The 22986-nt window shown below is 62.1% G+C and carries 19 protein-coding genes; 6 read left to right on the top strand and 13 right to left on the bottom strand.

The features are described from left to right. Nucleotides 1–209: 209 nt before the first annotated feature. Both rpmG and NKG99_RS32770 read left to right on the top strand, forming a co-directional pair. Nucleotides 210–377, top strand: coding sequence for a 50S ribosomal protein L33 (rpmG, locus tag NKG99_RS32775; RefSeq protein ID WP_006201775.1), 168 nt, complete (start codon nucleotides 210–212; stop codon nucleotides 375–377). 693 nt (nucleotides 378–1070) lie between these two features. Continuing rightward, complete coding sequence (locus tag NKG99_RS32770; RefSeq protein ID WP_352873454.1) at nucleotides 1071–1280, top strand: hypothetical protein; 210 nt, start codon at nucleotides 1071–1073, stop codon at nucleotides 1278–1280. A gap of 393 nt (nucleotides 1281–1673) precedes the next feature. Here NKG99_RS32770 and NKG99_RS32765 read toward each other — a convergent pair whose 3' ends face one another. From NKG99_RS32765 to NKG99_RS32730, 8 genes are all read right to left on the bottom strand, one after another. After that, a complete protein-coding gene (locus NKG99_RS32765) occupies nucleotides 1674–2741 on the bottom strand; it encodes an ABC transporter ATP-binding protein (protein WP_352873453.1) in 1068 nt (355 codons plus the stop codon). Between the two features lie 4 nt (nucleotides 2742–2745). Next, on the bottom strand, nucleotides 2746–3594 hold the full coding sequence (locus NKG99_RS32760; RefSeq protein WP_352873452.1) for a carbohydrate ABC transporter permease: 849 nt from the start codon (nucleotides 3592–3594) through the stop codon (nucleotides 2746–2748). After that, complete coding sequence (locus NKG99_RS32755) at nucleotides 3594–4517, bottom strand: carbohydrate ABC transporter permease (RefSeq protein WP_352873451.1); 924 nt, start codon at nucleotides 4515–4517, stop codon at nucleotides 3594–3596. Before NKG99_RS32755 ends, NKG99_RS32760 begins: the two co-directional genes overlap by 1 nt. Nucleotides 4518–4697: 180 nt before the next feature. Further along, nucleotides 4698–5975: an ABC transporter substrate-binding protein gene (locus tag NKG99_RS32750; protein ID WP_352873450.1), complete on the bottom strand. Its 1278-nt coding sequence runs from the start codon at nucleotides 5973–5975 to the stop codon at nucleotides 4698–4700. A 29-nt stretch (nucleotides 5976–6004) separates the two neighbouring features. Continuing rightward, complete coding sequence (locus tag NKG99_RS32745; RefSeq protein WP_352873448.1) at nucleotides 6005–7192, bottom strand: PLP-dependent transferase; 1188 nt, start codon at nucleotides 7190–7192, stop codon at nucleotides 6005–6007. Next, nucleotides 7189–7923, bottom strand: a complete 735-nt coding sequence (locus NKG99_RS32740; protein ID WP_352873447.1) for a FadR/GntR family transcriptional regulator — start codon at nucleotides 7921–7923, stop codon at nucleotides 7189–7191. The genes NKG99_RS32745 and NKG99_RS32740 overlap by 4 nt, the downstream gene beginning before the upstream one ends. Nucleotides 7924–8510: 587 nt before the next feature. Continuing rightward, nucleotides 8511–9884: a PleD family two-component system response regulator gene (locus NKG99_RS32735; protein WP_352873445.1), complete on the bottom strand. Its 1374-nt coding sequence runs from the start codon at nucleotides 9882–9884 to the stop codon at nucleotides 8511–8513. A 33-nt stretch (nucleotides 9885–9917) separates the two neighbouring features. Further along, a complete protein-coding gene (locus tag NKG99_RS32730) occupies nucleotides 9918–10334 on the bottom strand; it encodes a response regulator (protein WP_280948933.1) in 417 nt (138 codons plus the stop codon). A 200-nt stretch (nucleotides 10335–10534) separates the two neighbouring features. Here NKG99_RS32730 and NKG99_RS32725 point away from each other — a divergent pair, with 200 nt between their 5' ends. Continuing rightward, on the top strand, nucleotides 10535–10834 hold the full coding sequence (locus tag NKG99_RS32725) for a DUF3572 domain-containing protein (RefSeq protein WP_352873444.1): 300 nt from the start codon (nucleotides 10535–10537) through the stop codon (nucleotides 10832–10834). Next, entirely contained in the window at nucleotides 10831–11484 is a 654-nt protein-coding gene (locus NKG99_RS32720) for a hypothetical protein (protein ID WP_352873442.1), read from the top strand. The genes NKG99_RS32725 and NKG99_RS32720 overlap by 4 nt, the downstream gene beginning before the upstream one ends. Nucleotides 11485–11495: 11 nt before the next feature. Here the strand turns inward: NKG99_RS32720 and NKG99_RS32715 are convergent, their stop codons facing one another. Then, entirely contained in the window at nucleotides 11496–13031 is a 1536-nt protein-coding gene (locus NKG99_RS32715; protein ID WP_352873441.1) for a hypothetical protein, read from the bottom strand. A gap of 179 nt (nucleotides 13032–13210) precedes the next feature. Continuing rightward, the gene (locus NKG99_RS32710; protein WP_352873440.1) at nucleotides 13211–13786 is read right to left on the bottom strand and encodes a GNAT family N-acetyltransferase; all 576 of its coding nucleotides are present in this window, start codon (nucleotides 13784–13786) and stop codon (nucleotides 13211–13213) included. A 65-nt stretch (nucleotides 13787–13851) separates the two neighbouring features. On the opposite strand from NKG99_RS32710, the gene NKG99_RS32705 reads away from it, so the two are divergent. Next, entirely contained in the window at nucleotides 13852–15180 is a 1329-nt protein-coding gene (locus NKG99_RS32705; RefSeq protein ID WP_352873439.1) for a DNA polymerase IV, read from the top strand. Between the two features lie 24 nt (nucleotides 15181–15204). Here the strand turns inward: NKG99_RS32705 and NKG99_RS32700 are convergent, their stop codons facing one another. Then, nucleotides 15205–15711, bottom strand: a complete 507-nt coding sequence (locus NKG99_RS32700; protein WP_352873437.1) for a hypothetical protein — start codon at nucleotides 15709–15711, stop codon at nucleotides 15205–15207. Between the two features lie 202 nt (nucleotides 15712–15913). On the opposite strand from NKG99_RS32700, the gene NKG99_RS32695 reads away from it, so the two are divergent. Beyond that, complete coding sequence (locus tag NKG99_RS32695) at nucleotides 15914–16795, top strand: DMT family transporter (RefSeq protein ID WP_352873436.1); 882 nt, start codon at nucleotides 15914–15916, stop codon at nucleotides 16793–16795. Between the two features lie 222 nt (nucleotides 16796–17017). Here the strand turns inward: NKG99_RS32695 and dnaE are convergent, their stop codons facing one another. Together dnaE and NKG99_RS32685 are read right to left on the bottom strand one after the other, a co-directional pair. Continuing rightward, on the bottom strand, nucleotides 17018–20545 hold the full coding sequence (gene dnaE, locus NKG99_RS32690) for a DNA polymerase III subunit alpha (protein WP_352873435.1): 3528 nt from the start codon (nucleotides 20543–20545) through the stop codon (nucleotides 17018–17020). Nucleotides 20546–20666: 121 nt separating this feature from the next. Next, complete coding sequence (locus NKG99_RS32685) at nucleotides 20667–22679, bottom strand: acetyl-CoA carboxylase biotin carboxylase subunit (protein WP_352873434.1); 2013 nt, start codon at nucleotides 22677–22679, stop codon at nucleotides 20667–20669. Nucleotides 22680–22986: the final 307 nt, after the last annotated feature.

Below are 22986 nucleotides of genomic sequence, written 5' to 3'. Positions count from 1 at the left end.
CAAAGCATCCTTCAAAGAATCAGATGCTCTCGACAGATTCAGCTCCTAAACCCCTTGTCACGCGTTAACTCACCCGATTGCCCTGCGCACAGGGCCTGCCGGGCTTGACTTTCCAGGCGCGTTCTTTATGTGTCGCGCCAAGTTTCCCGCGTCCGGGTGTTTCCCCGTGCTCCAGCGGCCAAAACTCCACGAACAAACGGACTGATATCATGGCCAAAGCCGCAAACATCAAGATCAAGCTTCTGTCGACCGCCGATACCGGTTTCTTCTATGTGACCAGCAAGAACAGCCGCACCAAGACGGACAAGCTGTCGTTCCGCAAGTACGACCCGGTCGCCAAGAAGCACGTCGAATTCAAGGAAACCAAGATCAAGTAATCTGGGTTTCCTTCTGCAATGCCGAAACGCCGCCCAATGGGCGGCGTTTTTGTTTGTAACCAATTGATTTCATTAAATCCGCACACAGAGTCCAGCCAAAAGGATTGACCGTTCACCATGGTTGCGGCACCCTTGGTCGTGGGCTGGCAGGGGTGTCATGAACAAGGCCCCTACGGATGTCGAAGAAGTTGAAAGCTGCAATCATTGCAGCCCTTGTTGCCCTGGTTGCGGGCATTGCCGCCAGCAACGGGCTGATAAGCCAGCAGACGGCCGATGAGATCAAGGCCAGGACTGACGACGCTTTGACTGAGGAGGCAGCCCAGCCTGCTCCGCAACCTGAACCGGATAGTCCCTCGGCACCTTCCACGGGACCTGCGCCAGCTTCGAGTCCGCCTGCCGCGGGACTGCGGCAAGGGTCTCAACAGGGTCAATGAAAAGCCGCGCAAGGCGGGCTTCTGTCGTGCGTGCGTGCGATGAAGTGGTCAGGCCGGAAGGAGCGCTTCGCCTAAAATCATGGGTTGCGCACCGCGCACGTTTCCACGTGCCGCGCGCCATACACCTCGCACCATCACCAAGCCTGCGGACTGTATCGTTCTAACACAATCGCAAATTGGTAGACTCGCACGATGGATAGGCAGTTAGTTTCAGCGTCATGCTAAAAGGGGGGAAATGCCTCGAACTGGGAGAGAAACGATGTCCATTCAAAAAGGTGACTATCGAACCAACAGAGCCGACTACGCGATTGCCGCGACGCATGGCGGAGTGACCGCCGAAGACAGCGTTCGAGCCGAGATTCTGGCAAGAAGAAAGAAGTCCCTGTGGCTAAAAGAGCGGCGATCAGCCAAGTCTGCCGAGAATCCAATGGACAGTTCACCGCTGCCCAAAAGAAGCCCTCGCGGTTAGACGCCACTGCCGCCCTCCGCGATCGCACCATAACCACACATCATCGACTCGCTCACTTGCAGACGCAGCCGGCGGTATTGACCTCTCGCGCGGCGGCTCTAATTCGTGACGAAATGGCTTCCGTTCTTTTTAGAAGACGGCAGGACTAAAGTCTTGCGCTCTACGCGCAAAGGTCTGAGGGGTCCTGTTAGGTTCCGGAAATGTCCGTTGGACGTTCCGTTACTTTAGGTAATTGAGATGTAGTGCTCCCTTATATTTCCCAACCGGCATCTGTGCCTGGCCGCGGCCGTTCATAATCCGCGGGCTTGCCGTTCAGCAGGCTCATTGCCTGTATAGATCGCTGTGCAACCGGTCGATCGCTTCCCAGGTGCCCTCAGCCCGGGCTGAGGTCCCTCAGCCGATGCGATCACCGCTTTTCGGATCGAACAGATGCAGCGACGCCGGATCGGCCGCCAGCCGTACCAGGTCGCCGGGCTTCACGCCGGCACGACCCATGGCAAAGACGCAAAGCTGCTGGCTGGCCAGCTTGACGTAAAACTGGGTCGAAAGCCCAAGCGGCTCCACCACCCCCACCTCGCCCTTCAGCGCACCGTCATCCGCCAGCCGGATATGCTCGGGCCGCAGGCCGATGGTGACGGTGTCACCGTCCTTCAGCGGCAGGCCTTCCGGCAGGCGCAGTGCCTGCCCGTCGGCCAGCACGGCCTCCGAGGCACCGCCATTGCGAACCGTCGCCGGCAGAAAATTCATGCCGGGTGAACCGATGAAACCGGCGACGAACATGTTGGCCGGCCGGTCATAGAGATCGAGCGGCGCGCCGACCTGCTGGATCAGCCCGTCATGCATGACGACGATCCGGTCGGCCATGGTCATCGCCTCGATCTGGTCGTGCGTGACGTAGACGGAGGTGGTCTTCAACTGCTGGTGCTGCGCCTTGATCTCGGCGCGCATATGGACGCGCAGCTTGGCGTCGAGGTTCGACAATGGCTCGTCGAACAGGAAGACCTTAGGATCGCGCACGATGGCGCGGCCCATGGCGACGCGCTGGCGCTGGCCGCCGGAGAGCTGCCGCGGCAGGCGCTGCAGGAAAGTGTCGAGCCCGAGCCGCTTGGCCGCGCCGTCCACCCTCGCGTCGATCGTCGCCTTCTCCGCCTTCTTCAGCAGCAGGCTGAAACCCATGTTCTTCGACACGTCCATATGCGGATAGAGCGCATAGGACTGGAACACCATGGCGATGTCGCGGTCCTTCGGCGCGACGTCATTGACCAGTCGCTCGCCGATGCGTATTTCGCCGCCGGAAGCCTCTTCCAGCCCGGCGATCATGCGCAAAAGCGTGGACTTGCCGCAGCCTGACGGCCCGACCAGGACGACGAATTCGCCATCGGCGATTTCAAGGTCGACCGCGTGCAGGACACGGACGGCGCCATAATCCTTGCGAACCTTTTCGAGCGTAACAGAGGCCATCGATCTATCCTTTGACGGCGCCGGCAGTCAGGCCGGTGACGAGATAGCGTTGCAGGAAGGCGAAGAAGATGCAGACCGGGATCAGTGCCAGGATGGATGCCGCCATCATCTGTCCCCAGTCGACGGCGAACTTGCCGATGAAGGTAAGCAGGCCGACCGCGAAGGTCTTCTGGTCATCACTGGAAATCAGCATCAGCGCGAACAGAAGCTCGCTCCACGCGGCTGTGAAGACGAAGCCGAGCGTCGCGCCCATGCCGGGCAGCGTCAGCGGCACGATCACCTTGCGCATAGCCTGCGCACGGGTGCAGCCATCGATCATCGCTGCCTCTTCCAGGTCCTTTGGAATGCCGTCGAAGAAGGACTGCATCAGGAAGGTGGCAAAGGCCGTGTTGAAGGCGGTGTAGATGATGATCAACCCGGTCAGGCTGTTGATCAGCCCGATTTGCCCCATCACGCGGTAGATCGGTGGAATGACCATCACCAGCGGAAAAGTCTGGGTCAAAAGCAACATCAGCGCCAGTGCTGCCTTGCCGCGAAAGGTGAAGCGCGACATGGCATAACCGGCAAGCGTGGCGATGATTGTCACCAGTGCGGCCGTTGAGACCGAGACGATGACGCTGTTGAGGAAATAGCGCGGGAAATCGGTGGCCTCGAGCACGGTGACGAAATTCTGCAGCGTCATGTGCGACGGCCAGAAGGTGATGCCTTCGGAATAGAGAAGCCGCTCCGGCGTGATCGAGATCTTCAGCGTCCAGTAGATCGGGAACAGGGCAAAGAGCACGTATGCCGCGATCGCCGCGTAGAGGCCGATGCCGCCGAAGATGCGCTGCGAGGTTGAACGTCCTGCGATCATCAGACGTGCCTCACCAGCGTGCGGCGGATGCCGATCAGCGCGATCGCATAGGCGATGAGCAGGACGAGCAGCAGCACGGCCACCGCCGAGGCATAGCCCTTGTCCAGCGACTTGAAGGCGCTGACATAGATGTAGACAGGTACCGTGTTGGTCGAGCCGGCTGGTCCGCCCTCGGTCATGACGAAGATCAGGTCGGCGAAGGTGGCGATCCAGATGGTGCGCAACATGACAGTGATGGCGATGGTCGGCGCCAGGAACGGCAGCGTCACCTTGGTGAAGCGCTGCCAGGGCGAAGCGCCATCGATGGCCGCCGCCTCATGCAGTTCCGACGGGATCGACTTCAGCGCCGCCAGGAGCGTGATGGCGAAGAACGGAATGCCGAACCAGACATTGGCGATGATCGGCCCCCACATGGCCGTCGAAGGATCGGACAGCACATTGGTCGGCTCGGCCTTCAGCCCCAATGCAAACAGCCAGTGCGGCAACGGCCCAATGATCGGATTGAACAGCCAGGCCCAGGTCAGACCCGACAGGAAGGACGGCACCGCCCAGGGCAAGAACACCAGGGCCTGTACCACCTTGCGGCCGCGAAACGGCTTGTCGAGCAGCAGCGCCAGGCCGAGCCCGAGGAAGAACTGGAAGAACAGGCTGGCGACGGTCCACCACAAGGTGTTGACCAGCGCCTGCCCCAGCACCTGATCCGACAGCATCGCCTGATACTGCCCAAGCCCGACATATTCAGACTTGAAAGCCGAGAATTTGCGGAACGAGTAGCTGATGCCGATGACCAGCGGCACCAGAAGCACCACGACCAGCAGGATGATCGCCGGGCTGAGGTAGAGCCACGGCTCGATTGCGGCGTGGGATAGCCGCTTGCGACGCGGCTTGCCGGCGGATCGTATTTCGGACACGGCATAGGTCATTGGCTGCGGATCGTCTCCTGGAGCGGCGTCGGGACAGCGTCCTTCTCCCCGTTTCACGGGGAGAAGATGCCGGCAGGCAGATGAGGGGCAGCGCGAACCTATCGAGGCGTAGCGCCGCCCCTCATCCGGCCCTATCGGGCCACCTTCTCCCCGTGAACGGGGAGAAGGAAGAAAAGGCGCTTACTTCTTGTTCTTCGCCAGCCAGTCCTGCTGTTCCTTGGTCAGGAAGGCAGCCCATTGATCGGCGACTTCCTTGGCCGTCTTCTCGCCGAGCAGCACTTCCTGGAAGTTCTTGATCGCCACCTGGTCGACGAAATTGCCGAGGTTCTCCAGATGCGTCGGCGGGGTCACCATTTCATATTTGGAGCTGTCGCTCAGCTCCGTGAACCAGCCCTTGAACTGCTCGGTCTTGAAATGGGGATCCTGGTCGGCACCGTTGTGGATCGGGACGACGCCGACTTCCTTGGCCCATTCCAGATTGTCCTTCGGCGAGAGCAGCGTCGCCATCAGCTTCCAAGCATCGTCCTTGTGCTGCGAGTTGGCAAACATCGCCCAGCCGGCATAGCCGAGCGTCGGATAGGACTTGCCGCTCGGCCCGACCGGCAATGGCGCCACGGCGAAGTCGTCGGCGCTCATCTTGTCGGCGATGCCGAGCAGCGCGTCCGGATCCTGGTTGAGCATGGCGCAAGTGCCGGAATAGAAGCCGGTGACCGTTTCGTTGAAACCCCAGCTCACCGCATCCTTCGGCGCCAGGCCGTCCTTGTACATGTCGGCCAGCATCTGCAGGCCCTTGACCGAGCCTTCCTCGTTGATGGTCGAGGTGCCGTCCTCGTTGAAGTAGCCACCCTTGCCGGCGGCGATGTTCATGAACATGTGCATGCCGTTGAAGGCGCCCGGCCCACCGCGCAGGCAGTAGCCGTATTTGCCCGGGATCGCGGAAATCTTCTTGGCATCGGCAACGAAATCATCAAGCGTCGCCGGCGGGCCATCGAGACCGGCCTCCTTGAACAATTTCTTGTTCCAGAACAGCGCGTTCACATAGTAACCGTAGGGGATCATGAACTGGGTGTTGTTGACGGTTGAGCCGAACTGCTTGGCGCGGTCGCCGAGCGTCTTGGCGTCGTCCCATTTGGCCATATAGGGGCCGAGATCCTCGAGCTGTGCGTTGTTGGCATAGAGGCCCATCCAGCGTTCCGGCATCTCGACGATGTCGGGCGTATCGCCGGCCTGCACCATGGTCAGGAATTTCTCAAAGGCCTGGCCCCAGGGCAGCGAGATCAGCTCGACCTTGACGCCCGGATTGGCCGTTTCGAACTCGGCGATCTGCTTTTTCAGGAATTCGGTGCGCGGCGGGCTGGTGATGACTTCGACCATTTTCAGGGTCGAATCGGCCAGCGCGCCTCCGGCGGAAATCGCCAGCCCTGCAACGGTGGCAAGCATGACGGTCAGTTTTTTCATGTTCAAGACTCCCATTTTGAACCCGCTTGTTATTTTCTGGCTTTTTCGAAGGCTTGGGCGACATCCGCCCATAGGTCTTCGACACTCTCCAATCCGACATTGAAGCGGATGGTTCGGGGGCTGACGCCGAAGCGCGCCATCGAATTCAGGCCCGGCGTTTGCTCGAGCGACGCCTTGGCCGGTACGACCAGGCTTTCATGCCCGCCCCAGCTGACGCCGATGCGGAAATATTTCAGCGCGTCGACGAAGACCGGGATGTCGATGTCGTCCGTCACCTCGAAGGAGAACAATCCGGCATAGCCCGCCAGCGTCGCCTTGCCCGGATGGTTCGAATAGACGGGGTGGTTGACCCGCTCGACGTTGCCATGCGCCTTCAGTCGTTCGGCGATGGTCAGGCCGCTCTTCATGTGATGCGGCAGGCGCAGCCGCAGCGTTCGCAGGCCGCGCAGCAGCAGCCAGGCCTCGAACGGCGACAGCTTCCCGCCGAGATAGGAGTAGGTCTGCTCGTTGATGTGCTTGATATGGGCGGCCGAGCCCGCCACGACGCCAGCTACGGTATCGCTGTGGCCGCAGAGATATTTCGACGCCGAGTGCAGCACCAGGTCGACGCCATGCGTGATCGGCTTCTGGAACACCGGCGTCGCCCAGGAATTGTCGATGGTGGTGACGATGCCCTGCTCCTTGGCCAGCCGCGTCAGATGCGCGATGTCCTGCAGCTCGAACATCATCGAGGTCGGACTCTCCAGATAAAGCAGCTTGGCACCGGGAAGTGCCGCCGCCACCGCATCCGGGTCGGAGCCATCGACATAGTCGACCTTGATGTTGAGCCGCGGCAACAGCCGCTCGAACAGCCGGTAGGCGTCGCCATAGCAGTTGCGCACCGCCACGATGCGCTCACCCGCACCGACAAAGGCAAGCACCGTGGCGCTGATCGCCGCCATGCCGCTGGAAAAGCCGCGCGCTGCCTCGGCACCCTCGAGCGCAGCCACACGCGCCTCGAACTCCATCACCGTCGGATTGTCGCCGCGCGAATAGATCGGCTGCTTTCGTTTGCCGGCAAAGGTGTCGGCCATTTCGGCATAGCTGGCGAAGGTGAACAGCGAGGTCTGGTAGATCGGCGGCACCACGGCACCCCCGGGGAACGGCTCGTCATGCGCCAGCATTGTCGCTGCCTCGGCAAGATAGTCGTGATCGAAGCCCGATGGATGCTCGTTCATGTCTGGCTCGAAAGTTTGAGTTTGGCGGCACCGCGCTTCAAATCGTCCTCGACGGTGGCGATCAGCTTGAGCGCCTCGGCGCGGGCGCCCTGCGGGTCGCGGGCGGCGATGCGTTCGTAGATGGTGCGGTGATAGGGAAAGCTGGCATGGCCGAAATCGCGCACGCCGAGCGGATGCTCCCAGAAGCGGTGAAACAATTCGTGCATGGCGGCGATGATCTGCTCGAACAGCGGATTGCCCGAGACCCGATAGATCGCCTGGTGGAACTCCCAATCCTCTTCCGACGACATGCCTTCGCGCGTACGGAACGCCTGCTCCATGATGTCGAGCTTGCGCGCGATCTCGGCGATATCGGTCTGGCTGGCGCGTTCGGCGCAAAGGGCCGCGGCCTCCGCTTCCAGCGCGCGGCGGATCTCCAGCGTCTGCATCAGGCTGCTGAAATCATTGCCGCCCGCCAGCGTCAGCGGCATGTGCAGCATGTCGGGCGAGACGGCCGCCTTGAGATAGGTGCCGCTGCCTTGCCTACGCTCGACGAGGCCGAGCCCTTCCCAGCGTGTCAGCGCCTCGCGCACAGTGTTGCGGCTGACTTTCAGCCGCTCGGCCAGAATACGCTCGGTTGGAAGCCGCTCGCCGGGCTGCAAGGCTTCGGCGCGAACGAAGCCCACCAACGCCTTCAGCACGGCGTCGTCGCGCGCCGTGGTCTGAATGGGTGGCAGGCTGTTCTGGTCCACATCAACTCCAAGTGGTCCAATGGTCCAACCAATTTCTGCACAGATGAAAGACCCTGTCAATTGCTTGTCAGGAGACCCATTCCTTTTTCAGGCTGTTGACGGGTTGCGACAATCCGTTTCAGGAGTCAGCCAACTCCGGCCTTCCAACCCACAGCAGCAGGCGGTCCGAACCAAGCGGTCAGCGCGTCCAGCAGCGCGTGCGGAACGGCTGTCACCGTGCGGTCTCGAAACAATATCCGGATTTTCACACGCAAAAACGCAGAGCTCCGTGCTTTGGCACGGAGCTCTGCTGTTCTTTTGGAAAGAAGGGGGCCGGTCGGCGTTTGGCAGCGGTACGAGGAGGCCACTATGTGCCAGCGCCGGCCGGCCGACCCCACGGACCCAGGAGATGCGGCGGACCTGAGCATCATGGGGTATTCTGGAGATCGGAGCCGGTTGTCTATCCTCGTGCCGGCTTCGTCTTGGCCTTCACACTTGCTCAAGAGCTTATGAAAATCAACAGTTTCTTAACCAAGGCTCGCGAATCGCTTGGATTAAGGTAAACGGGTAACCCTGTCGGCTTGACTGGATAATTGGGGCTGAACCGGTTACGCCGCCTTGGCAACGACGCGGTTGCGGCCGCCGCTCTTGGCTTCGTAGAGCGCGAGGTCGGCACGCTTCATCAGCGCCGCCACCGTATCCACGCCCTTCAGCACCGACGACACGCCGACGCTGACGGTGACTTCGATCGTCTTGCCGTCCTGACCGACGGCAAAAGGCGCCTGGGCAATTTCGGCGCGAATGCGTTCGGCCACCTTCTCGGCCACCGCACCCTCGGTGTCCGGCATCACCACGACGAACTCCTCGCCGCCAAAACGGCAGGCAAGGTCGATACCCCTGACATTCTTGCGCAGCCGTCGCGCAAATTCCCGCAACACCTCGTCGCCGCCGTCATGGCCGTGCGCGTCATTGATCGCCTTGAAACGGTCGAGGTCGGTGATCATCACCGACAGTGGCCGGCGCCGTGCCACGGCGCGATCGAACAGCGTCTGCAGATGGCTGTCGAGATAGCGGCGGTTGTGCAGCCCGGTGAGGCCGTCGGTCACCGCCATTTCGATGGTCTGGGTGACGCTGGCACGCAGCTGGTCGTTGTAGCGTTTGCGGCGCACCTGGGTACGCAGCCGCGCCGTCAGCTCCTGCTGGTCGATCGGCCGCATCAGATAGTCGTTGATGCCGAGTTCGAGGCCGCGGATAATGCGTTCCTCCTCGCCCTCCTCCGCCAAAAGAATGATCGGCACGAAGCGGGTGCGATCCAGCGAGCGCAATTGCGAACAGAGCCTGAGCGGATCGAAATCGGCGAACGCCGTCGAGATCATCACGCATTCATAGGACGTCTCGGCGGCTTGGAAGAAGCCGGCGTGCGGATCGCTGGAGATATCGAGATCGGCGCGGTCGCGCAGCATCTTTTGGATGCGCTCGACGGATGATTTGCGCTCGTCGATCAAAAGCACTTTCGGCATCGTGTCCTCGGACGCGAAATTGCGGCTGAGCAACTCTTCGATGCCGATATTGCGTGTCGTCGAGGCGCGCAGCCGCAACTCGTCGGTCAACGACTTCAGGCGGACCAGGCTCTTGACGCGCGTCATCAGTTGCAGATCGTTGGCCGGCTTGGTCAGGAAGTCGTCGGCCCCGGCCTCGAGCCCGCGCACGCGGTCGGAAACCTGGTCGAGCGCGGTGATCATCACCACCGGAATGTGCGATGTCGCCGGATCGCTCTTAAGCCGCCGGCAGACCTCGAACCCGTCCATGTCGGGCATCATCACGTCGAGCAGCACGACATCGACCTTGCCGTTCTCGCAGGTCTCGATCGCATCCGGCCCGTTGGTGGCGGTCAGCACCTCGAAATATTCGGCCAGCAGCCGGACTTCCAGCAGCCGCACATTGGCAGGGATGTCGTCGACGACGAGGATCCGCGCAGTCATTTCACAAGGCTCCGGCTCGGCTGGAAGGGTACATCACGCATCACCCAGATAGGATTTGATGGTCTCGATAAAACGCGGCACCGAGATCGGCTTCGAAATATAGGCCTCGCAGCCACCCTGGCGGATGCGCTCCTCGTCGCCCTTCATCGCGAAGGCGGTCACCGCGATGACCGGGATGACGTGCAACTCGTCGTCCTCCTTCAGCCATTTGGTCACCTCCAGCCCCGACACTTCAGGCAGCTGGATATCCATCAGGATGAGATCCGGCCGGTGCTGGCGCGCCAGATCGAGCGCTTCCAGACCATTGCGGGTGCGCACGGTCTCGTAACCGCTTGCCTCGATGAGGTCCCGAAAGAGCTTCATGTTGAGCTCATTGTCCTCGACGATCATGACCTTCTTCGGCATCGATATCCCGTCCCGGTCGTCCTTCCGCTCGAAGGCGACCGTCATGCACCCAAGTCCAGACGCACCAAACCCTGCTTCACTTTACGGCAATATCATTGACGAAACGGAAATCCGCGGCTGGAAAACAGCGCGAATTCCACTCCGTCCCCCGCGCGTCCAAAGGGCGCGCCACGCTCTAATGGCTTGCCGCAACCAACTCTTGCCATTACTGCGGGAGAGACTCATTCCACACACCGAAGGTAGTGATGGCAAACGCAGCGTCAATGCGCGAAGAGGCGGAAACCATTGCCGTGAAGGCCCTGGGCTTCGTCGCCTCCGATCCGGAGTTGTTGCCCCGCTTTCTGGCAATCACCGGCATAGAGGCGCATTCGATCCGCAAAGCCGCCAGCGAGCCGGGTTTCCTGGCCGGTGTCCTGCAGTTCATTCTCGCCCACGAGCCGACGCTGATGCGCTTTGCCGAGGAAACCGGCACGCCGCCGGCTGCCGTCGGCAAGGCCTTGCGGGCGCTGCCGCTAGGTGGCGACAACCACGAGCATTCCATATGAGCGATGATCCTGAAACCGCGCGCCAGATCGAGGAACTGGTGGCTGACGACCGCCCGCTGCTGGTGCTTGACGTCGACGACGTCTTGCTCGAATTCATCCGCCCGTTTCCGAATTTTCTCAGGGCGCGCGGCTATGACCTCACGCTGGCTTCCTTTCAGCTGACCGGCAACATCGCCGAAACGGCGAGCGGCCGCCTGATCGAACAGCCTGAAGTCACCGCACTTCTGGGTGATTTCTTCGACGCGCAGGCCGACTGGCAGAGCATCACGGAAGGTGCTGCGGAAGCCTTGGCAGGGCTTGGCGACCGCGCGGAAATCATCTTGCTTACGGCTATGCCGCATAGACACCGAGCCGTGCGCCGCGCCCACCTAGATGCCCTCGGGGTGAGCTACCCGCTTCTGACCACCGAAATGGCAAAGGGGCCGGCCGTGGCCAAGCTTCGCGGCAAGGCCCGCCGGCCGGTCGTCTTCGTCGACGATCAGCCGCGCAATCTGGCGTCGGTACACGATGCGGTCGCCGATGCCGAGCTGTTCCACTTGATGGCCGACAATTCGCTGCGCGCATTCCTGCCGCCCGTACCGGACGACGTCATCGTCGTCCAGGATTGGCGTGAAGCCGCCCCGAAGATCACGAACGCGCTTGGGCTCTAAAGCCCCGGCCCTCATGGCTTCAGTTTCGCGCCTGCCCCGCCGCTGTCGTCTCCGCTGTCATCGTCGCCGCCGTCACCATCATCCACACTGTCGTCGACGGCCGGATCGGCGGGCTTCAGCATGACGCCGTTGACGGTAACCGAACCATCGGCCTTGGCGTTGACGACCCATTCCAGCCGGCCATCGGGCAGTGCCTTGCCAAAACCTTTCGCCATGAGCGCAACGGGCACATATTGCGCCACCTCCGGTTCCGACTTTGCCGCCTCCTGCAGGCCTTCGATCATCTTGTCGAAGCCGGTGACATCGACCGTCACGTTTCCTTCGGGCTTTTCGCCGGGGAACGTCATCTCGCCCTCCAGCGCGATCTCCGTGTCCTTGTTCTTCACGGTGCTGTGGCCGAGCACGACCTTCGGCGTCTTGGCCATGAAGTCGGCTTTGAGCTGCTCGCCGAATTCAGGCGACAGCGGCGGATCCTGATTAAGATCAAAGGCTTCGATTGCCTTCTTCGCCATGCTGTCGAGATCGATATTGGCGCCGCCGAAGGTCAGGTCGATATCGGTGGGCATCAGCGCGGCGCTCCAACTCGGCAGAAGCTGCGGCGGCACGGTCAGCCCCGATGCCTTGATGCCATAGGTGATTTTACCGCTCTGGGCGACACCGTCGGTGCCGAACACGGTGGAGAGCTGGGTGGCGCCGAAATTGCCGACCGGGCTTTCCACCGCGAAATCCTTGAAGCCGTAGGTTCCCTCCACACGGTCCCAAAGCGGCAATGCCGCCCGCAGAAGCGATTTGAGTTGCGCCTGGTTGGCCTTCAGCGTTGCCTCGTTCTCATTGGCCACCGCAAATGCCAGGAGATCAAGCAACGGCTTTGTCCGCACGCCCTTGCCGCTGGCTTCAACCGACAGTTCCGGCGACCTGGTGGTGACCGGGAATTTCAGCCCGCTCTCGGGATCGTCGAAATTGATCGCCTCGACAAAACTCGACACCTTTTGCGAGCTTGTGAAATCGACGCCGCCGGTCGCGGACTTGCTCGCGGCAATAGTCGCGGTGCCGGCCCCAGTGCTGGCTTCCATATGCTGCTTGGTATCCTTCGATGCCATCGTCATGCCGGCGAAGGAGCTGGTGCCGCTGGTAAAAGCCGCCAGATTGGGATCGTAGACGCCCGAACCCTTGCCGTCCTTGATCGAAAACCGCGTGCTTTGCAGCCCCTCGGGCCCGTTGAACTCGAAGGAAGCGCTTTGCGAAAAGTCCATCGAGACATCCCAGGACCCATCGCTGCGCGGTTTGACCATCAGCGCATAGGGCGCGAAGTCGAATTTCACCAGCTTCTGGTCCGGAAACGATCCGGCAAGTGCCTTGAAATCAAACAGGATCTTGTAGGCATCGCCTTCGAGCGAAACCTTCACAATGCCTTTGTCGATCGCCTCCTTGCCGACATAGCGGGACAAGTCGTCGGACAATTGCTTCGCACCCTGGCTGTCAACGGTCTGACCGAAAGCAGGTGCACTCAACGCAAGGAGGAAAACGAATGGCAGGGCACGGTTCACGCGAATTCTCCGTTTTGGCGTAATGCATGTACCCAAAAGTGGGCCCCGGTTTTGGGAGAATGACATGCATAAACAAACAACCTAAAGCGCATGCGCTTTAGAAGGAACGTCCGTCTGGTATGAAATTACCGCTGCAACCGCAAGGTGAGATCGACCAAGCCACCCCGCGGAACGCCTCATCAAAGCACCAGTCGCATTAGTGGCCGACCCGCCTTGCGTTCCACAAGCCTCTCGAAACCGGCCTTCTCGAAGACTCGCGACGAGCCGACGAACAGGCCGATCGAACGCGAATCGCGAGACAGGTCTATCGGGCAGGCCTCGACCAGCCGGGCGCCGTTCTGGCGAGCGAAATCGATGCCGCCTTCGACCAGGCGGTGCGTTATACCCCTGCCGCGCGCCTTGCTGCGAATGAAGAAGCAGGAGATCGCCCAGACGGCCGGATCCGCGGCGTCGGCGGGATCGACCGGCGCCGATCCCCTGCCCTGATTGTTCCATTCGGGTACGTCGGCGCGTGGCCCGATCTGCATCCAGCCGACCGCCTGACCGTCCTCGAATGCCAGCAGACCCGGCGGCGGGCCGGCTTCGATGCGCGCCTTGATGTGGTCTTTGTTGCGTTCCCGGCTGCTTTCGCGGCGCACCGCCGGGGCCAGCCGGAAATGCGTGCACCAACAGCCATAGCAGGCGCCCTGCTTGCCGAAGAGGTCCTCGAAATCCGCCCATAGCGCGGGCGTCAACGGCGCTATGGTCGCGCTCATGCGTTCTCCCCAGACCACCCTTGTCGCTGGTCTTGCGCTGTCGTAGTATTGCGTTTGTTCTCTTTATGTTCCCACAAATGGCGGCTCCTGTCAACAATCCCCACCACGGTTTTTGCCGCGACTGTCTGACATTTCAGCGCAGTGAGACGCGCCGCTGCGAGCGCTGCGGCAGCCCCCGGCTTGCGCGTCATCCCGAGCTTTACCGGCTGCATCTGGCCCATATCGATTGCGATGCCTTCTACGCGGCGATCGAGAAGCGCGACAATCCGGCGCTCAAGGACAAGCCGTTGATCATCGGCGGCGGCAAGCGCGGCGTTGTCTCCACCGCTTGCTACATTGCCCGCATCCAGGGCGTGCGCTCGGCCATGCCGATGTTCAAGGCGCTCGAAGCCTGCCCCGAGGCGGTCGTCATCAGCCCCAACATGGAAAAATACGTGCGTGTCGGCCGCGAGGTGCGCGCCATGATGCAGGCCCTGACGCCGCTGGTCGAGCCGCTGTCGATCGACGAGGCATTTCTCGACCTCGCCGGCACCGAACGGCTGCACGGCCTGCCGCCGGCGGTGGTGCTGGCACGCTTTGCGTTGGCGGTCGAGAAGGAGATCGGCATCACCGTTTCGGCCGGCCTGTCCTATTGCAAGTTCCTCGCCAAGATAGCCTCCGACTTCCGCAAGCCGCGCGGCTTCTCGGTTATCGGCGATGCCGAGGCGGTCGGCTTCCTGGCGGTGCAGCCGGTGACCATGATCTGGGGCGTCGGCAAGGCGTTCAACGCCACGCTGGAGCGCGACGGCATCCGCACCATCGGCCAGCTTCAGAAAATGGATCGTGGCGACCTGATGCGCCGCTACGGCACGATGGGCGACCGGCTCTACCGGCTTTCGCGTGGCGAGGATGTCCGTCGCGTCGATCCGGATCAGGACGCCAAGAGCGTATCGGCCGAAACCACCTTCGACACCGACATCGCTTCGCTGAAAGAGCTGGTCGCGGTGCTGAGGGGCCTTTCGGAAAAGGTCTCGGCACGGCTGAAGAAATCCGGCATTGCCGGGCGCACCGTGGTGCTGAAGCTGAAGACCCAAGATTTCAAGCTGCGCACCCGTAACCGCCAGCTCGGCGACCCGACCCGGCTCGCCGACCGCATCTTTCAAACCGGGGTGGAGCTTCTGCGAAAGGAAACCGACGGCACGAAATACCGGCTGCTCGGCATCGGCGTCAGCGACCTCTCGGACGACGACAAGGCCGACCCGCCCGATCTGGTCGACGTCCAGTCGCGCAAGCGCGCCATGGCCGAAGGCGCCATCGATGCCCTGCGCGACAAGTTCGGCCGCAAGGCGGTGGAAACCGGCTACACATTCGGCAAGGGCCGTGATGCCTACCCGCCGGAACCCCTTGAGGAGTGACGCCGCATATCGCTGTGTTGAGTTTCAACTGCGCTGCAGGTCTATCCTGCTCGTCACCACGCTCTTGCCGGTTTTCGGATCGGTGTCGGTGACAGTCAGCCGCATGCCGTTCTCGCCGCGTTTCTCGACCCTCATCTGTGCCCTTCGGTCACCATTGACCTCCTTGGCCCAGCGGATGCCGAGATTGATCGCGTTGCCGGAGCGGCTGCCGTTGAGTTGCGCCGGCCCGGTACGAGAACCGACATAGGTGCCGCTATATTTGGCGCCGCTGGCTTTCAGATCCGCGCTGATGGCGCGCGTCACCACAATCAGTCCGCGGCACTTGCCGTCGAGCGACAATGAGGTCGACGTCGCGTTCGACTTGAAGTTACAAGACACATTCACCGTTGGCGCGTCCGTGGTCACCTTGACGATACCCTTGCCGGCGAAATCGCCCCTGAACGACTGGAGAAATTTGGCCTCGTCGGCATGCGCGGCGCCTGCCGCAACCAACAGACATCCAGCAAGGCCGAATTGCGCGAATAATCTCATCGAAACTCTCCTTGTCGATCTCGAAAAAGGTGGGACAGTTCACAACGCAGGCACGGCTGGCTACCCGGGCTCAACGCCCCTTGCCGTTTGAGGTTCCGCCCGCAACATGACTGTTTTGCAACATCCAGACTGTTGCGACTGGCCCAGAAGAATGCAGCGGCTAGCGATTGCGGCAGAAGCCTTGGCCTGCGACACAGCCGGCATGGTACCTACCCCCTCGATTCCAAAGGCCGCGTTCTGGATGGGGCTGTCGATCGCCTCGTTCCTGGCGATGTCGGTCGCCGGCCGCGCCACGACGGCCGAGCTCAACGTCTTCCAGGTGCTGGAGCTGCGCTCGGTGATCGGTTTTTTGATCCTCCTGCCGCTAGTGATGATGAGCGGCGGCTTTCCAGCCATGCGCACGCGGCGCCCCGTCGCTCATATCGGCCGCAACGTCATCCACTATACCGGCCAGGCGGCCTGGCTCTACGCGCTGACGCTGATCCCGCTGGCCGTGCTGATCTCGATCGAATTCACCACACCGATCTGGACGGCTATTCTGGCGGTGGCTTTTCTCGGCGAAAGGCTCTCGCGACCAAAGCTTGCGGCGATCGTGCTGGGACTGATCGGCGTGGTGATCATGGTGCGTCCTGGTGTCTCCTCGGTCGATCCGGGACACCTCGTCGTGCTCGGTGCCGCGGTCTGCTTCGGTATCTCCGTGGTCATGGTCAAGTCGCTGACGCGGACGGACAGCGTCGTGCGCATCATCTTCTGGATGCTGATCATCCAGTCGGTGGTCGGCCTCGTTCCGGCGCTCTATACGTGGCGCAATCCGCCGCTGGAGCTGTGGCCCTGGATAGTGCTGATCGCCTTCACCGGCATGTCGTCGCATTTCTGCATGGCCCGCGCGCTTGGCTATGCCGACGCGACCGTCATTTCGCCGATGGATTTCCTGCGCGTGCCGCTGTCGGCGCTGATCGGCTGGCTGCTCTATAGCGAGCAGATCGACGCCTTCACCGCGGGCGGCGCGCTGCTGATCCTGATGGGCAATCTGCTCAATCTTCAGCGAAGGACGATGAGGCCGGCCGACGTGGCGGCGTCATAACACCCCGCTGGTCAGTTTCCCTCGTCGGTATGTTTGAGAAGATGGCCTCTTGGAACCGGAAGCGGCCGGCGTGCGACCGTGATAGAGCTTGCGCAGCCGTCGCGCAGGCGCGTCATTGCCGGACTCTCTTGCAACCCATTCTTGTCCGCCGCTCTCATGACGATTGTGATGGCGTCCGCGGCGGGAACCGACCGGCGGACTGCCAGCCCGAAAGTACGGTGGTCACACCAGCTCCACTTCGACCACGCCCGGCACCGCTCGCATCGCCGAGGCGATCTGTGGGGAGATCCGGTAGCGGTTCGGCAGCTCGATCTCGATCTCCCCCTCGCCTTCTTCCTTGATCAAAACGAAGCTCACCTGGCCTTCGCCCCTGACGGCAAGCTGTCCAGCCAGCGTGTTGATCGGCGAGGCGTTGCGCACGAAAATGCGCAATGCCTTCTGGACGCGGCTTGCCTCGTCCTCCAGCGATTGTACCGAGTTGATACGCAAATTGACGCCTTCCGGCCTGTCCTCGGCCGCAACGGTGATAACGACGGAGCGGCCGGCTTCGAGCAGGTCGCGATATTGCGCCAGCCCTTCCGAAAACAGCACGGCTTCATACTGGCCGGACGTATCGGAAAAGGCGATAACGCCCATCTTGTTGCCGGTACGCGTCTTGCGCTCCTGCTTGGATGTTACCGTGCCGGCCAGACGGCCGGCGGCGGCACCGCGCTTGACGGCCGCCGAAAACTCGGCCCACGTCTGCACCCGCATCTTCTGCAGGGCCGCCTTGTACTCGTCGAGCGGGTGCGCCGAGAGATAGAAGCCGACCACCTGGAATTCACGGTGCAGCCGGTCGGCGGCGAGCCATGGCTCCGTCGCCGGCAGATTAAGTGCCTGCGACTGGGCGCCGAGTGAGGCGCCGAAAATGTCATGCTGTCCGGAAACCGCGTTCTGCTGCGCCAGCGACGCCAGCCCCATCATGCGTTCCACGCCCGCCATCATCGACGCGCGGTCGTGACCGAAGCAGTCGAGCGCGCCGGCCATGATCAGGCTTTCGAAGACGCGCTTGCCGACGATTTTCGGATCGACCCGCTCGCAGAAATCGGCGAGGTTCTTGAACGGCTTTTCGCCACGCTGGGCAACGATGTGCTCCACCGCCGCGTCGCCGACGCCCTTGAGCGCGGCCAGCGAATAGTAGATGCGGTTCTCACCGACCTCGAACGGGCGAAAACTCGATATCACCGACGGCGCCAGAACCTCGATGCCGAGGCGCAGCGCATCCTGACGGAAATCGGCAAGCTTGTCGGTGTTGCCCATGTCGAGCGTCATCGACGCCGCCAGGAACTCGACCGGATAATGCGCCTTGAGATAGGCAGTCTGATACGAGACGACCGCGTAGGCGGCGGCGTGCGACTTGTTGAAACCATAGTCGGCGAACTTCGCCAGCAGGTCGAAAATGAAGTCGGCTTGCGGCTTGCCGACGCCGCGCTCGACCGCGCCCGAGACGAAGCGCTCGCGCTGCTTGTCCATCTCGGCGCGGATCTTCTTGCCCATGGCGCGGCGCAGCAGGTCGGCTTCGCCGAGCGAGTAGCCGGCAAGTTCCTGCGCGATCTGCATCACCTGTTCCTGGTAGACGATGACGCCTTGCGTCTCCTTCACCAGATGATCGATCTTGGGATGGATCGACGCCATCTCCTCCTCGCCATGCTTGCGGGCGTTGTAGGTCGGGATGTTCTCCATCGGCCCCGGCCGGTAGAGTGCGACCAGAGCGATGATATCCTCGATGCAGTCGGGCCGCATGCCGATCAGCGCCTTGCGCATGCCGGCACTTTCCACCTGGAACACGCCGACCACTTCGCCGCGCGACAGCATGGCATAGGTCTCGGGGTCGTCGAGCGGAATGGTCGCCAGGTCTATCTCGATGCCGCGCCGACGGATCAGCTTCACCGCCGTCTCCAGCACGGTCAGCGTCTTCAGGCCGAGAAAGTCGAATTTCACCAGCCCGGCCTGCTCGACATATTTCATGTTGAACTGGGTGACCGGCATGTCCGAGCGCGGATCGCGGTACATCGGCACCAGCTCCGACAACGGCCGGTCGCCGATGACGATGCCGGCGGCGTGCGTGGAGGCATGCCGGTAGAGGCCTTCCAGCTTCTGCGCCATGTCGAGCAGCGTCTGGACGATCGGCTCCCTCTCGGCCTCTTCGGCGAAGCGCGGCTCGTTGGCGATGGCGTCGGCGAGCTTGACCGGATTGGCCGGGTTCTGCGGCACCATCTTGGAGAGCTTGTCGACCTGGCCATAGGGCATCTGCAGCACACGGCCGACGTCGCGCAGCACGGCGCGAGCCTGCAAGGTACCGAAGGTGATGATCTGGCCGACCTGGTCGCGACCGTATTTCTGCTGGACGTAGCGGATGACTTCCTCGCGGCGATCCTGGCAGAAGTCGATGTCGAAGTCGGGCATCGACACGCGGTCGGGATTGAGGAAGCGCTCGAACAGAAGGGAGAAGCGCAACGGATCGATGTCGGTGATGGTCGTCGAATAGGCAACCAGAGAGCCTGCGCCCGAACCACGGCCGGGTCCGACCGGAATGCCCTGTGCCTTGGCCCATTTGATGAAGTCGGCAACGATCAGGAAATAGCCGGGAAACTTCATCTTGGTGATGATGTCGAGCTCGAAATTCAACCGCTCGCGATATTGCTCGACCGTGTAGCCCGCAGTCGGGCCATGCGCGGCCAGCCGCGCATCGAGCCCCTCATGCGCCTGACGGGCCAGCTCGTCGGCTTCCGCCTGCACGGCGGCGTCATTGTCGGCGACATCGCCGCCGGTGAAGCGCGGCAGGATCGGATTGCGGTTCTTCGGATAGTAGGAACAGCGAAGTGCGATCTCGACGGTGTTGTCGATCGCTTCCGGCAGATCGGCGAACAGCCGCGCCATATCGGCCTGGCTGCGCAGGAAATTGTCCGGCGACAGCCGGCGGCGATTGTCGGCGGCAACGACAGAGCCCTCGGCGATGGCGATCAGCGCGTCATGCGCGTCATAATCGTCGCGCGCCGAGAAGAACGCCTCGTTGGTGGCGACCAGCGGCAATTCATGGGCATAGGCAAGATCGATCGAGGATTTCTCGATCACCCGATCATAACCCGAAACCCGGTCCAGCTCGACATAAAGCCGGTCGCCGAACATCGACTTGAGGGTCAAAAGCCGTGCCTCGGCCAGATCGCGGCGATCTTCCTTGAGCGCGATGCCGATCGGTCCGCGCGGCCCGCCGCTGAGGCAGATCAACCCGTCACAATAGCCTTGCATCATTTCGGTGGTCAGGTGCACGGCCTCGCCTGGCGGCGTTTCGAGGTAGACGCGGCTGACCAGCCTGACCAGATTGGAATAGCCGGCCTCGGTCGCGGCAAGCAGGACCACCGGCCGCATGTCAGGGCCTTGCCGCCTGCGGTCGCGCTGGCCATCGCTGTTTTCGCCGGAGAATGCGAGCGCTGTCTGGCAGCCGATGATCGGCTGGATGCCGTCCTTCACCGCCTTCTGCGCGAATTCCAGCGCGCCGAACAGATTGTTGGTGTCGGTGACGGCAATGGCGGGAGCTTCGTCCTTGACCGCGTGAGCCACCACCGTGCCGATCTGCAAGGCGCCTTCCAGCAGCGAATAGGCCGAATGCACACGCAGATGGACGAAGGGCCGTGCCGGCGCCTCCGGCCGCGCCGCCGCTATCGCGGCTTCGCGCTTCAGGGGATCGCGGGGAAGTTTTTCGTCGGCCATGGTGCTGCGTGAAGGTCCTGAGTCGGTGGAGATGTATTGTCCGGGACCGGACGATACCAGTCCAGCACAAACCACCGCTGACAACAGGCTTGCCGCCCCCTGCCAAAAGGTCTGTTGAGATTCAGGCGAATTCCATGATCACCGCGTCCACGGCCAGGCTGTCGCCCGGCTTGGCGTTGAGTTTGGAGACGACAAGGTCGCGTTCGGCGCGCAGCACGTTTTCCATCTTCATCGCCTCGACCACCGCCAGCGTCTCGCCGGTCTTCACCTCTTGGCCTACGGCAACGGCAATCGACACGACAAGGCCAGGCATCGGGCAAAGCAGCAGTTTCGACGTGTCCGGCGCCACCTGCTCCGGCATCAGCCTTTCAAGCTCGGCGGTGCGCGGCAGCATGGCGCGCGCGGTCACCGACATGCCCTTCCAGGCGATGCGAAAGCCATTGGCAACCGGCCTGATCTGAGCGGCAACCTTGCGCTTACCGACCGTGCCGCGCCAAATCAGGTCGCCCGGCCGCCAGTCGGATGCAACGGTCAGTGCCTTGCCGCCCTCGATCGACAGATCGACTTCCATGGGGATGGAAATCATGCCCTCGAGGATCGACGCCGACAGATAGTCATCACCGATCTTCACCACCCAGTCCCGCTTTAGCGCTCCCGAATGCGGCGCCAGCCGCCCGCCCAGCCGGTCGAGCCGGTCGCGGCGCAGCAGTTCAACCGCGGTCGCTATCGACGCCAGCACGGCTTTCTCATCGTTATCAGGCACGACAGGCGCGAAGCCGTCGGGATATTCCTCTGATATGAAAGCGGTCGATATCTGCCCTTCCCGCCAGCGCGGATGCTGCATCAGCGCCGCCAGGAACGGAATGTTGTGTTCGATGCCGTCGACGACGAAGCTGTCGAGCGCTTCCGACATGGCATCGATGGCTTCCAGACGCGTCGGCGCCCATGTGCACAGCTTGGCGAGCATTGGATCGTAGAACATCGAGATTTCCGAGCCTTCGGTGACGCCGGTGTCGTTGCGGATGACGACATCGCCGAATTGTCCTTCCTCCGGCGGCCGATAGCGCGTCAGCCGGCCGATCGAGGGCAGGAAATTGCGGTACGGGTCTTCGGCATAGAGCCGGCTTTCCACCGCCCAGCCATTCAGCTTGACGTCGCCTTGCTTGATGGCGAGCTTTTCGCCGGCCGCTATGCGGATCATCTGCTCGACCAGATCGATGCCGGTGACGAGCTCCGTCACCGGGTGCTCGACCTGCAATCGTGTATTCATTTCAAGGAAATAGAAGTTCTTGTCCTTGTCGACGATGAACTCGACCGTGCCGGCGCTCTGATAGTCGACGGCCCTGGCCAGCGCCACGGACTGCTCACCCATGGCCTTGCGCGTCTTGGCGTCGAGGAACGGCGACGGCGCCTCTTCGGCGACCTTCTGGTTGCGGCGCTGGATCGAGCATTCGCGCTCGCCGAGATAGAGCGCGTTGCCATGCGCGTCGGCCAGCACCTGGATTTCGATATGGCGCGGATCGACAACGAATTTCTCGATGAAGACTCGATCATCACCGAACGAACTCTTGGCTTCCGAGCGCGCCCGGTCGAAGCCGTCGCGCACTTCCGCCTGGCTCCAGGCGATGCGCATACCCTTGCCGCCGCCGCCGGCCGAAGCCTTGATCATCACGGGATAGCCGATCTCGCCCGCGATCTTTTCGGCGTGGTCGGCATTCTCGATGACGCCGAGCCAGCCCGGCACGGTGGAAACCTTGGCGGCGTTGGCGAACTTCTTCGATTCGATCTTGTCGCCCATCGCCTTGATCGCCTTGGGCTTCGGGCCGATGAAAACGATGCCTTCAGCTTCCAGCGCCTCACAGAAGGCCGCCCGCTCGGACAGGAACCCGTAGCCGGGATGCACGGCCTGAGCGCCCGTCTCCTTGCAGGCGGCGATGATCTTTTCAGGCACCAAGTAGCTCTGAGCCGCGGGCGAAGGCCCGATATGCACCGCCTCGTCGGCCATCTCCACATGCACGGCATCGCGATCGGCATCGGAATAGACGGCGACCGTGGCAATGCCCATCTTGCGCGCCGTCCTGATGACACGGCAGGCAATCTCGCCACGATTGGCGATCAGAATCTTGGTGAACATGCGGAATGTTATCCCTCCGGTCGGCCGTTCCTTTTATGGCCTGTGCTTGCAGGGTCAAGCCGACCATGCAAATCACTGCCTTTCAATCGATTTGCGATTCCAATTCATCGCTGTGGCCCAGCCCAGGCACCAGCTTCCAGTTGATCGTGTCGATGAAACCTGAAACCTTGGAAAAAAATTCGCATTGGAGGAAGCCTGATGAAAACCCGCGCCGCAGTCGCCGTCGCCGCCGGAAAGCCGTTGGAGATCATGGAGGTCGACCTCGACGGTCCGCGCGAGGGCGAGGTGCTGGTCGAGATCAAGGCGA

The sequence above is a fragment of the Mesorhizobium sp. M1409 genome (genome assembly GCF_040317535.1).
Lineage (GTDB): Bacteria > Pseudomonadota > Alphaproteobacteria > Rhizobiales > Rhizobiaceae > Mesorhizobium.
Note: the sequence above shows the minus strand (reverse complement) of the source record. Positions and strands in the feature narration are given on the sequence as shown.